The organism is Thomasclavelia sp., assembly GCF_017889095.1.
Taxonomy (GTDB): domain Bacteria; phylum Bacillota_I; class Bacilli_A; order Erysipelotrichales; family Coprobacillaceae; genus Thomasclavelia.
On the sequence record NZ_JAGHEW010000080.1, the window covers coordinates 1 to 11,437 of the forward strand.

Genomic DNA, 11,437 nt, shown 5'->3' on the forward strand with positions numbered 1-11,437 from the left:
ATTTTTAAAAATATATATCAATAAAACTGTAACCAGATTAAGATAACTTAAAACCACAATTCTTGATATTATTGGAATTATAAATAACACTCCTAAACAATCAACAACCAGACCAATCATTAAATTATAAAGATTATAATATGTTATTGTATAAAATAAATAATGCCATTTAAACTGTTTATAAATCAGGCAGCAAAACAAGAAATCAAAACATATAATTAAACTATTAACAGCTAAAAAATCAATAAAACGATCAGAAAAAAGATTGATAACTAAATAATTAATATAACTATAACTAATCATTAAAGCTGCTAGTCTAACTTTTAAATACTTTTGATAATAAAGTGATAACGAAACCGTTAATCCAATAACATAAAAAACACAATCGAGATATTCTAAAAAGAAATTAGCCATAAAAACCAGCTCCATAATAGTATTCTTTCACTTCTTTGATTCTTCGTCGACTAATATAGAAATTAGTATTTACTCCTTTTAATCTAAGATAGTTATCATGAATACTTTTAATTTTCTTTTTATTAATAATTGTTTCTCTACTTATTTGGATAAAGCGATCATCTAATTGTTCAAATATCTTTTTTAAAGTAATATTTTTAACTTGAATATTTTTATTTTGATAAATCACACTAATGACGCGATTACTAATATATTGAAGATAGATGATATCTTGTAACAGTATTTTAGTTTCTCGATTATTAATCATTAATTTTAAAGATTTATGATCCGATAATTGTTCGATTATATCATTGATAGCAGCAATTATTTCTAATTCTAAATTACTTTTAGATACAAAACCATAAATATTAGTTCCAAAAGCTTCTTTAAAACGAAGATCATGATTAGTTACAAAGATAATTTTAATTTGTCTATTATTTTTTGCAAAATCAATTCCATCAATATCTGGCATTTCGATATCTAATAAAATAAAATCTAAATCATCTTCTATTTTATTGACTGTATCATAGGTTTTTATAGTTAAATTAGAAAAATGATTAGATAAAATCATCTTAATTTTATCTAAATAAATCTTTTCATCATCAATTATCCCAACTTTAAACATCTTTACTCCCTCTCATTTTTTAAGGTTTCTTTAGAGCAATATGCTTCTAACCCATCCATATCAATAATTTCAATCCATTTACGATGTGGTTTAATAATCTTTTCATCTCTTAACCTTAATAATAATCTAGCCACATTAACACGATTGATCGTTAATATCTCGGCAATATTTTCTTGAGTTAATTCAATTTTAAACCTAGAAACACTTGGGGAATTTTTTGAAAACAAATATAACAAATTACATAGTTTAATGAATGAATTATTATATTCTTGATGAGCGTTTTCATACAACAGCAAATTAATATACATCGCATACCATTCTAAAACAAGTGCTGACAATTCTTGATTTTGGCAATACATCTGATAAAAATCATCTTTTTTAAAACACAAAACCTCAACATCAGTAAGTGCAATCGAAACAATTGATTGTTCTATTTTATATTGATTATTATGACAGCCTGGAAAAACCGTTCCTTTTCCGTGAAACGAAGAAATCTTTCGATAGCCATCTTCATGTTCCGTATAAGTTAAAACAATCCCTTTTTCAACATAATAAACATTGGTTAATAACTCACCTGACTCCCAGAGATACTCTCCTTTTTTAAAGCTCTTTTTAAAATGTGGCTGGGTTAAAAAATAATCATGCAGCATACAAAAATCATTTGTAAAATAATAACGTGGAATTAACATTCTAGTCCCCTCCATCAAAATAACTACTTAAAGTATACCATAAAATATCGTTGTGTAGCTTTTGTTACAGAAGAATTTTGAAAGCGCTATTATAATTGCTTTGAATTAAAAAATAAATTTAAAGAAAGAAGGAGCTTAAACATGAATTATGATCAACTCGCAACAACTATTTTAAAAGCTATTGGTGGAGAAGATAATATCAGTGGTTTTACTCACTGTGCTACTCGTCTTCGTTTTACCTTAAAAGATGAAAGTATTGTTGATGAAACGACTTTAAAAAACACTAATGGTGTTTTAGGAATCGCTAAAAACGGAGGCCAGTATCAATTAATTATTGGTAATGAAGTAGCCAATGTTTTTAAAGCAATTCAAAGTTTGATTAAAAATGATTTTTCTAATGATGATTCCTCAAAAACTAAACGCAAATTTTCAGAAAAATTATTTGATTTTATTTCTGCACTATTTACCCCTGTTTTACCAGCTATCATTGGCGCAGGTTTAATGAAATCCTTGCTTGCAGTAGCTGTTTTAATAGGAATAAACACCAAGGGTTCAACTTATTACTTTTTAAATTTAATTAGTGATGCCCCATTATATTTTTTGCCAGTGATGTTAGCTTTTACTGGTGCTAAAAAACTAGGCTGCCACCAGTTTATTGCTGTATCAATTGCAGGAGCGATGTTGCATCCAAGCTATAATGCTTTAATCACTGATGCTTATACCCTTAATTTTAGTTCATTTTTAAATCTTCCAGTAACTCTAGCGACTTATAGTTCTAGTGTTATTCCTGTTTTATTAATGCTATTTGCACTAAAATATGTTGAAGCTTTTTTAGAAAAATATCTACCTAAAATGATTAAATTTTTCTTTAAGCCACTATTATGTATGTTAATTGTTGCGCCGCTTACATTTATTGTTTTAGGTCCACTTGGATTTATTATCGGAGTGGGAATTAGTAACGGTTTGAATGCTTTACAACAATATGCCGGCTGGCTAGTACCAACTTTAACAGGGGCATTCTTCCCATTAATGATCACTGCTGGAATGCATTATGGTCTAGTTCCGTTTATGATGCAATCAATTAGCGCCAGCGGTTACGAAACTATTGCCGGACCTGGGAATCTGCCAAGCAATATTGCTCAAGGAGCTGCATCACTGGCCATTGCTTTTAAGACCAAGAAAAAAGAATTAAAGCAAACTGCTTTTACAACTGGTACTACTGCTATTTTAGGAATTACAGAACCCGCTTTATTTGCCGTTACTTTAAAGTTTAAAAAAGTCTTATGGTGTGTCATGATCGGTGGTGGTGCTGGTGGATTCTATGCTGGTATCATGTCAACAAAATGTTATAGTTTCTGTTCACCTGGTTTATTATCACTAGCAGCATACGTTGGTCCAAATGGCTGGGGCAATTTAATCAATTCATGCATTTCGATGGTTATTGCTTTTATCGTTACTTTTATTTTAGTAATGGTTTGGGGTTATCAAGATGATGAAGAAAATACTGAAAATTTAACACCAGTAAAAGACAACGAAAAAACTCCAGTTAACAAAGAAATCATTTACGCTCCGGCAAGTGGTAACGTTGTTAGTTTAAGTGAAGTTCCTGATCCTACTTTTGCTGGTGAAATGTTAGGAAAAGGTGCTGCGATAAATTTAGACAATAATAATATTTATGCTCCAGTATCTGGTACTGTCACAATGCTTTTTCCAACTTGTCATGCCATTGGTATAAAAAGTGAAAATGGGGCGGAAATTTTAATCCATATTGGTTTAGATACCGTTCAATTAAACGGTAAATACTTTACTGCTCATGTTAAACCGGAGCAAAAAATTCAAAAAGGTGATCTTTTAATCAGCTGTGAAATTGATAAAATCAATCAGGCTGGTTATAATACAATCACACCAGTAATTATTACCAATACTGCTGATTACTCAAAAATCGAATTATTAAATGAAGGTTTATTAAAAGCTGGTGAAAATCTATTAGAACTGCAATAAAAATAATACTCAATTAAGCTAAAGAACTAACTTTTAAAGGTTAGTTCTTTTAAAAAACAGAAATAATCATATAGATTGCACCAATAAAAAATAATATCCCATTAATCTTAGCTAAAACAGTAAAAACAATATTAGCCAGCTTCGCTTTTGTAAATAAAATATCTGTATTCACCAAAGAAAGAATAAGTATTAACCCAAAATACCAAGAAATATTTTGATCATTACCATGATATAGTGCTAGTGCATAACCAATCCAAATGATTGTCAAAGCAATTAATGAGATCATTTGAAATGTTTGTTTACTTTTTTTATTCATATAATTTTCATTCATAGTTAAACCCTCATTATTTTAAAAAATATTGAAAAACTTTATCATAACTAAACTAACAATCAAAGCAATAAGCGCCGTGGCTAGTGCATATAAAATTTTTTGATATGGCCTTTTTCCCTCCTCACGAGCTTTATCAATTTCATCAAGCTGTTTACCTTCCATAAAAGCCACAATTTCTTTATATGTTTGCATATTAAATTTTTTCTTTTCCTTTTCAGCTAATCCTGCTATTAAAAAAGCAATACCATAAATTACAATCCAAATAATAACTCCACTAGTAGATAAAAAATATACTAAGGGAATTGGTGTAATAATCACTGCTATTAAAGCCAGTGTATAAACATAGCCTATGTGTTTGAATTTTACAATGTCTTCCTGATTAATTTGTTCTTGCATCATCTTTATATCTCCTTTAATTAATTGATCTACCGAAACCTCTAATACTTGGCTTAGCAATACTAAACTATGAATATCAGGGTAGCTTTTATCATTTTCCCAATTGGAAATCGTTTGTCTTGAAACATAGATCATCTCTGCCAAACGATCTTGAGATAATGATTTTTCCTTCCTAAGCATTTTTATTTGATTACCCAGTTCCATACTTCTTTGCCTCCTTTCACTTAAAACTATAGCTTAAAATCATTTTTTTGTCTGTCAAAAGTCTTTTACATTGGCTATTTTAGCTACATTTCATTTAAAAAAATATAGGAATAACCATTATTTGTTATTCCTAGCAAACACTTATTCGTTTTTCATTAAATAATTTAAAAATATTTTCTTAGCTTCTTTTTCATGACTACGACTAATTGGAATAATTGTTCCATCTTTCATTAAAAAATGATTTCTTTGATACTCGCAAACTTTATCAAGGTTTACAATAAAACTTCGATGACAGCGATATAAGTTATTTATTTTCATTTGTTCATAACGATTAAAATCATCATAACTTTGATAAACAGTATGCGTTAAATGTATTAATGTTTTTCTTAAATTTCGTTCTAAATAAATTACTTTATCTAACGGAATCAAAATACTCTTTCCATTTATCTTGATTTCAATTTCTTGTTTAGTTGTACTCACTTTCTTTAAAGCTAAGGATATACCCTTTTCTAAATATTCATCAAATTTACTTTTTAAAAAGAAATAGCAATGATCCACTTCATAAATATCACTAATCCAATTAACCGATGAACCTGTAAAGATTATTGCTGAATTATTAAATCTGTGTTCAATTTCTTTAGCCAATTCAATAACTTTCAAAGCTATATTACCCAAATCTAAAATAAAGATATTAAAATCATCAAATTGATCTAAATCATTTTTCAAGCTATCAAGATTATAATAATCAATTACATCATAATCCAGTATTTTATTTTTACCCATTTTTAAGAATTCAAGATCTGAACTTAAAATAATTACTCTCATATTTACCTCCCCAGCGAATGATTAACTGTACCTTTTCGCTCAGGCAATTTTAAGGTGAAACAACATGGTTTTAGTATGTGATAATCAGTGATTACTAAGTTTTTTAAACGAATGATAAAGTACAGTATTTTAGGCAACTTTTATAACAAAATAAAATTTTTATTAAATCTTTTTATATTATACCATATTTTCATAACTGATGTGTGACTGTTTTATGATATGATAAATATTTTTTCGCTTATAAACTTTTTATTACATTTACTTTAGCATAATATTACAATCTTAACCTATAATTTTTAAAAATATGTATAATTTAAGTTAGTGAATTAATTTTGGGGGCAAATTGGGTGAATATAATGAACATTAATGATTTTTCTTTACTTTTAAAACAATATATAAATAGTAGTCAATACAATGTAGTTACTATCTCAAAATTGACAGATATCCCACGTTCAACTATTCAAAAATACATGTCTGGAATCCAACTTCCGGTCAGCTATGAAATAGTCGAAAAGATTATCAAACTTTTTTCATTATCAACTAAACAAAAAGATGAATTAAAAAAAGCATATATGATTGAACGGATTGGATATTTAAAATATCAAAAGCTAATCAAACTTAAAGAAATAATGGAATCATTAAACTGCCACTATTCTACGGTAACTAATCATAATCTAACTTATAATTTTAATAAAATAAACAATTTTGCTCGTAATTTAGAAGAACTTAAATTAATGATTCATTTCGTTTTAGAAGATGCTCTTGCTAATGATAAACAAATAAAAATATTAATGAATAGTGATAATAGCTTATTTGATATTATCTATTTATCAGCCAAAAATAATCCTGATTTGATCATTGAACAAATTGTCAATTTCAAAAACTTAAATAATGATATAACTTCAACCAATTTAGATCAATTCAACAAATTATTGCCATTAGCTTTATTAGAAAATAACGTTACTATTAAATACATATATGGCAAAGAAGGCGGGACAAATTATTACAGCATTTTCCCATATATCATCATTAGTTCTAACTACATTGTATTGATCAACAGTGATTATACTTTAGGAATGTTAGTTAATGAAAACCAACAGTATCTTATCAATGAATACTATAAAAAAAGCAAATCAGCTAAAAATATGATCAATAAAACTAAAAATGATGATAACAATTTTACAGCAATTTTTGATGATTTTTATACTAATCGTTTAAAAATAAAATATCAAATATTTGCTCATGTTCCTTTGCTAGATAAATGGCTAATTAATATTTTTAATAACCAAAATCATGAAAAAGTCTTGAGCTTTTTTACTAAACGCAATATATCTTTATATTTTAAAGCTGATAAACAGACAAGGAGCATTATTGATCCTGATAAAATTCTTAATTTTATTGATAATCAAAATCACGAAGTATATTTGTTTAAATTAGATAATTTGCATTTTCCAAAAGATTTAATTATCTTAAACAATCAAACAGCTTTAACTTTTATTTTAAAAGATAAAATTATTACAATTCATGAAAATACTCTTTGTCAGGACTTTCTATTATTAGATTCATTATTTAAAATTGCTGAATACTGTTATAGTCAAGATGAAACAATTAGTATGATCAAACAAAAATATATTTGAAAGGGATAAAGGGATAAATTAAATTATGGATAAAACTAAATTTTCAATACTATTAGATACACTAATTAAAAAATCTTCTTATAGCGTCAAAAGATTGGCAGAAGAAACAGAAATTAATCGAACTGTCTTACAAAAATATATGTCTGGCAGTCGTTTTCCTACCAGCTATAAAAACATTGAAAAAATCGCTGATAAATTAACACTTTCTAAAGAAAATCGGGATATTTTATATAACACCTACAAAATTGAAAAAGTCGGCTATTATAAATACGAACGTTTACAGATGCTTAAAACCATTATTGAAAACATTGATTATCCAAAAGAAATTAATAATTATGATTTTAATATTTCTTATTCATTTAACGATATTAATGATTTTGCAGGTAATTTAGATGAGTTAGTTTTCTTGATTAGATTTATTATTGATCAGGTAAAAAAATCTGATTCGCATTTAATCAAAGTATATTTACCAATAAAAAATCAAATTTATGATATTTTACTAGATAATTTAAATTCAAATAGCCCAATGACCATAGAACTTCTTATCAAGGTAGCAACAGTTGAAGCAGGTCGCTTAGAAAATTTACGCCAGTTTAAAGATCTATTACCAATAATCTTTTTGCCAAATGTAGAAATCAAATACCAGTATGATAATTTGTCTTATAGTCAAGAAAACAGTTTTTCTTACCCATATTTAATTTGCAGTGATGAATATTCTTTATTAATAAATACGAATTTGACTTCAGGGATATTATTAAAAAATGAAGCAAATGCTCATTTAGTTAATCAATTCGATCAAATCTATCAACAAGCAAATTTATTTAGTGAAAGTATTTTGACTATTAATGATATCATAGATTATTATACTAATATTGGCGGTGACGATAATACTGATATCATTCGCTCGTTTTCTTATGAACCATGCATTGTTCCGGTTTTAGATCAAGATATTATCGCCAAACGCTTTGCCGGTCCTAGCAAATATCGTCAATATGTTGAAAGTTTTTTAATAGCTTATAAAAATCAGCATTTAGAACATATTAAAAATGGTAAGCAATTTATCTTTTTCTTTACCAAATCCGGTTTAGCATCGTTTTATCATACCGGACGCGTTAGCGAAATTCCTAGCCAGTTCTATACACCATTTTCTAAAACAGAAGTAATTCAGTTATTAAAGAGAACTTTAAATTTAGCTAGAAATTATCCTGAATATCGTTTTTATTTAATTGATGAAAATAAATTTAATATTCCTAGCAAATTTAGTTTAGCTTTATATGATAGTAATATTTTTATCACTCTTGGCAATAAAAACGATGATTTAACAATCAACACTATTATTTTAGAACCAATTATAAAAAATGAATTTTTTTCATTAATTGATTTAATTGAACTTGAAGAATGTAGTTATGATTTTGAATCTACATTTGCTTATATTGAAGATTTTATTAAAAAAGCCAAATAGACATAAGCGTCGCTTATGTCTATTATCTTGTTAGAAAATCATTATAAGCCTTTTTCATTGATTGAAGATGACTACGACTTACAGGAATAGTACGCTTATCTTTTAAAATTATTTCTACTCGATTAATTACATAAATATAATTCATATTAACTAAATAACTTTTATGACTTCTAGCAAAGTCATTATTTAAATAATTCAACAAATCATCTAGTGAATCCGAGGTTTTAAAAACATTATCTTTGGTATAAATAGAAGTTACGCGCCGATTCCTTTCTAAATAAACAATGTCTACTTGTTTAATGACATATCTTACTTTATTCCAAGTTATCGTTAAGATCTTAGCTTTCTTTTTAGTAATCATCGCAGTTGCTTTTTTCAATGCTGATGGCAAATATGAAACCATTTGTTCTTTATTAATATAATAAATATGTTCAGTTTCATAAGCGTCACTAATATATTTATTATAAGATGATAAATAGATAATTTGACAGTACGGTAAATATTGATTAGTTTTTAACGCTAAATCAATTCCAGATTCATCATCTAATTCAATATCCATGATAACAATATCGAATAAAATATGATCATTTAATGCTTGTTTATAGTCATGGCTATTAGAATATTTAAACAAATCGCAATCAAGCAGTTCTTCTATTTTATGTTCAACTATTTTTAAATAATCTAAATTATCTTCGACAATTGCAATCTTCACCTTCTAGCCCTCCTTATATTTAAGCATTATTTTTGATTCAAAATAATCATCATGATCTTCCCAGGTACAAATTCCATCATACTTACTGACAATCTCTTCAACGATTTTTAAACCATAACCATGAAGCCCCTGGATTTCTTCCTCTTTTTTTAAACTATTAGCATTTTTTTGATAAATGGAAAGATATTGCTGATTATATTTGATTTGTAAATTAATATATTTATCGTCACTATTTTGGCACGCTCTAATGGCATTATCTAAAATATTAAATAAAACTGTTGGTAAATCAATTACATCTAATTCATCTTCTCTAGGCAGCATAATATTATATGTAATTTTTATATCCATTTCTTTAGCAATAATTTTTTTATTATATAATACCGCATTTACATAAGCATTATCACAATAATGAACTGATTTGTTTTGCTTTATTTTATCATAATCTAAAGAAAATAATTCTTTAGCTTCTTTATATTTATCAGCTTTTAAGGACTTTTGAATCTTATGTAATTGTAATAATCTTTTTTCTTGTTCTTTTTGATCATTAACGATTGCCATTTGAATATTATCTTTTTGTTTTTTTCTAAGTTTTTCAATTCCTTTGATCATTGTTATTTTATCTTTATCATTTTGATAATGAATTAATTTAATAATCACAATAATTAATATTATGATCGTTAAAACACATGGCAGCCAAAATAACATACTGGCAAAAAGATTAAAAAATAATTTTGAATAAAACAATCTAATATAAACAATCAGCCAGAACATAAATAAAATAAATCCAAATAATAAACTAATTAAAATAGTCATCACTTAACTCCAGAATCATATTTTTTTATCAATTCATCAACATAATTAATTATTTTTTCATCATTATTTTCAAACAATTGAGATAAAACTAAATAATGGTTCATCCAATCATGATTTCTTTTTCTAATTTTTTTATAATGATCGTCAATATGCTTTAATTCTTGCATTTGCATATTTAAAATATAAAGCCTTTTTTTATCTAAAATATTTTCTTCATGTTTCCTAATTAAATTAGAAACACTTTTATACACCAGAGCTATAATAACAATAGTACAAAACAAATATATAATACTCATTATCATAAAATTCTTTTTAGTTGCTACATAGATTAAATTCATAGTATTGATCATCAATAAAATTACAACATTCATCAATAATAATTCACTGCTTAATTTAGCAACATTGATTTTATTAAATAGCTTGCAAATAATATAGGTTAATAAAATATCACTTAACATCAAAACAAAAACAAATAAATAATATGTAGAAGCATTATTTCCAATTATATCATCTATAAAAAATACATTATATCCTAATAATGATACTACTAAAACATAAGTAAAAGAAATAAACAATTCACTTAATATAAACAAAGTTACAACTATCAAATAATAACACAGTTTATTTTTTAGAGTATCTTGATAAGCAAAAATCGGAAGAAGATTAGCTATATTATAAGTACAAACCGAAACAAATCCGTTACTATCTTTAAAATATACATAACCAATCAATAATATTGCCTGCAAAAAATACAGCAAACGAATATCTATTTTATGATTATAATTATCTTTTTTATAAATAGCATAATAAATGATATCCGCTAATACAGTAATAATTCCAATCATCAAATACTGATACAAATAAAAAAACATTTTATCCTCTCCAATTTCTTTTTAATATAACATATTTATCACAACTATTATAACATTAATTTAAAATTGTCACTATTATCTTATTGGTTTATTAGTTTGATTAAATGCATTAACAATCTAATTTTTAATAAATTACTTATGAATATTTGAACTTTTTTAAGAAATTATAAAATAAAAAAAGAAAAAACACTAAGTGCGGTTGTATATATATAGTAGAGGAATAAATTATGTAGTATAATGTCTTTAGATTTAATGATTTATTCTTCTAATTTAGATAGGAGGATAAAAATGAAAACAGAAATTAAAAATGATTCAATTTTAAAGCATCATCTAAAAAAAGCTGTTAATTTTGTAGATATCTTTAACGCTGCAGCTTTTGACGGTAACAGCATCATTGATGGTGACAGTATTGAACTC

The 11,437-nt window shown here is 26.2% G+C and carries 12 protein-coding genes; 3 read left to right on the forward strand and 9 right to left on the reverse strand.

From position 1 onward, the window contains the following. The 3 genes from J7M77_RS03515 to J7M77_RS03525 form a co-directional block, all read right to left on the reverse strand. Positions 1-414, reverse strand: a 414-nt coding sequence (locus J7M77_RS03515) for a hypothetical protein (protein ID WP_296876052.1), incomplete at its 3' end; no start/stop codon positions are given. After that, positions 407-1,078 (reverse strand): LytTR family transcriptional regulator DNA-binding domain-containing protein, encoded by a 672-nt coding sequence (locus tag J7M77_RS03520; protein ID WP_296876054.1) that lies wholly within the window; start codon positions 1,076-1,078, stop codon positions 407-409. The genes J7M77_RS03520 and J7M77_RS03515, both read right to left, overlap by 8 nt. Before the next feature lie 2 nt (positions 1,079-1,080). Then, positions 1,081-1,767, reverse strand: a complete 687-nt coding sequence (locus J7M77_RS03525; RefSeq protein WP_296876056.1) for a Crp/Fnr family transcriptional regulator — start codon at positions 1,765-1,767, stop codon at positions 1,081-1,083. Between the two features lie 141 nt (positions 1,768-1,908). Here J7M77_RS03525 and J7M77_RS03530 point away from each other — a divergent pair, with 141 nt between their 5' ends. Further along, on the forward strand, positions 1,909-3,768 hold the full coding sequence (locus J7M77_RS03530) for a beta-glucoside-specific PTS transporter subunit IIABC (RefSeq protein ID WP_296876058.1): 1,860 nt from the start codon (positions 1,909-1,911) through the stop codon (positions 3,766-3,768). Positions 3,769-3,817: 49 nt separating this feature from the next. Here the strand turns inward: J7M77_RS03530 and J7M77_RS03535 are convergent, their stop codons facing one another. The 3 genes from J7M77_RS03535 to J7M77_RS03545 form a co-directional block, all read right to left on the reverse strand. After that, the gene (locus J7M77_RS03535) at positions 3,818-4,099 is read right to left on the reverse strand and encodes a hypothetical protein (protein WP_296876060.1); all 282 of its coding nucleotides are present in this window, start codon (positions 4,097-4,099) and stop codon (positions 3,818-3,820) included. Between the two features lie 18 nt (positions 4,100-4,117). Further along, the gene (locus J7M77_RS03540) at positions 4,118-4,699 is read right to left on the reverse strand and encodes a helix-turn-helix transcriptional regulator (RefSeq protein ID WP_296876066.1); all 582 of its coding nucleotides are present in this window, start codon (positions 4,697-4,699) and stop codon (positions 4,118-4,120) included. A gap of 141 nt (positions 4,700-4,840) precedes the next feature. Next, positions 4,841-5,524, reverse strand: a complete 684-nt coding sequence (locus J7M77_RS03545) for a LytTR family DNA-binding domain-containing protein (RefSeq protein WP_296876069.1) — start codon at positions 5,522-5,524, stop codon at positions 4,841-4,843. A 347-nt stretch (positions 5,525-5,871) separates the two neighbouring features. Between J7M77_RS03545 and J7M77_RS03550 the strand changes: the two genes are divergently transcribed. Then, positions 5,872-7,161, forward strand: coding sequence for a hypothetical protein (locus J7M77_RS03550; RefSeq protein ID WP_296876074.1), 1,290 nt, complete (start codon positions 5,872-5,874; stop codon positions 7,159-7,161). A gap of 25 nt (positions 7,162-7,186) precedes the next feature. Beyond that, the gene (locus tag J7M77_RS03555; protein WP_296876076.1) at positions 7,187-8,623 is read left to right on the forward strand and encodes a hypothetical protein; all 1,437 of its coding nucleotides are present in this window, start codon (positions 7,187-7,189) and stop codon (positions 8,621-8,623) included. A gap of 22 nt (positions 8,624-8,645) precedes the next feature. Here J7M77_RS03555 and J7M77_RS03560 read toward each other — a convergent pair whose 3' ends face one another. Genes J7M77_RS03560 through J7M77_RS03570 form a run of 3 tightly spaced genes read right to left on the reverse strand, consistent with a single transcriptional unit; the run spans position 8,646 to position 11,020 of the window. Next, positions 8,646-9,335, reverse strand: a complete 690-nt coding sequence (locus J7M77_RS03560; protein WP_296876078.1) for a LytTR family DNA-binding domain-containing protein — start codon at positions 9,333-9,335, stop codon at positions 8,646-8,648. Positions 9,336-9,338: 3 nt separating this feature from the next. After that, on the reverse strand, positions 9,339-10,148 hold the full coding sequence (locus tag J7M77_RS03565; protein ID WP_296876080.1) for a GHKL domain-containing protein: 810 nt from the start codon (positions 10,146-10,148) through the stop codon (positions 9,339-9,341). Beyond that, entirely contained in the window at positions 10,148-11,020 is an 873-nt protein-coding gene (locus tag J7M77_RS03570) for a hypothetical protein (protein ID WP_296876082.1), read from the reverse strand. Before J7M77_RS03570 ends, J7M77_RS03565 begins: the two co-directional genes overlap by 1 nt. Between the last annotated feature and the right edge of the window lie 417 nt (positions 11,021-11,437).

What these genes read in the sequence shown, in the direction of transcription:
- J7M77_RS03530 (WP_296876058.1), top strand. Translation starts at nt 1,909, where the DNA reads ATGAATTATGATCAACTCGCAACAACTATTTTAAAAGCTATTGGTGGA.
- J7M77_RS03565 (WP_296876080.1), bottom strand. Translation starts at nt 10,148, where the DNA reads ATGACTATTTTAATTAGTTTATTATTTGGATTTATTTTATTTATGTTC.
- J7M77_RS03525 (WP_296876056.1), bottom strand. Translation starts at nt 1,767, where the DNA reads ATGTTAATTCCACGTTATTATTTTACAAATGATTTTTGTATGCTGCAT.
- J7M77_RS03555 (WP_296876076.1), top strand. Translation starts at nt 7,187, where the DNA reads ATGGATAAAACTAAATTTTCAATACTATTAGATACACTAATTAAAAAA.
- J7M77_RS03520 (WP_296876054.1), bottom strand. Translation starts at nt 1,078, where the DNA reads ATGTTTAAAGTTGGGATAATTGATGATGAAAAGATTTATTTAGATAAA.
- J7M77_RS03570 (WP_296876082.1), bottom strand. Translation starts at nt 11,020, where the DNA reads ATGTTTTTTTATTTGTATCAGTATTTGATGATTGGAATTATTACTGTA.
- J7M77_RS03545 (WP_296876069.1), bottom strand. Translation starts at nt 5,524, where the DNA reads ATGAGAGTAATTATTTTAAGTTCAGATCTTGAATTCTTAAAAATGGGT.
- J7M77_RS03535 (WP_296876060.1), bottom strand. Translation starts at nt 4,099, where the DNA reads ATGAATGAAAATTATATGAATAAAAAAAGTAAACAAACATTTCAAATG.
- J7M77_RS03540 (WP_296876066.1), bottom strand. Translation starts at nt 4,699, where the DNA reads ATGGAACTGGGTAATCAAATAAAAATGCTTAGGAAGGAAAAATCATTA.